Annotated in this window: 1 protein-coding gene; it reads right to left on the bottom strand. The window is 48.0% G+C overall.

Annotated elements, in window-relative coordinates; translation table 11 throughout:
• Positions 1-229, bottom strand: a 229-nt coding sequence (locus tag ACTHR7_RS10960; protein ID WP_440370827.1) for an FAD:protein FMN transferase, incomplete at both ends; no start/stop codon positions are given.

The raw sequence follows: 229 nt of genomic DNA, 5'->3' as shown, positions 1-229 counted from the left end.
ATGGAGGATAGGTCTAAATAGACTTCGGGATGGGTTTTCGCCAGTGTAGGTTGCAGGCCGTCTTGGGAAAGTTTGATTTTGTCCGTACCGACCATTTCTGAAGCATGTTGGATTTCTTGTGCGGTTGTTTCGTGTGTGATTTCTTTTTGCGGGCCAAATCCCCAAAGGTTGACCAAAGGTCCGACGGTTACGTCCAGTGCACCGTGCGTCAGTTTGTTTAAACGTAAGG

This window comes from Neisseria sp. P0007.S010, assembly GCF_051962875.1.
Lineage (GTDB): Bacteria > Pseudomonadota > Gammaproteobacteria > Burkholderiales > Neisseriaceae > Neisseria > Neisseria subflava_A.
Note: the sequence above shows the minus strand (reverse complement) of the source record. Positions and strands in the feature narration are given on the sequence as shown.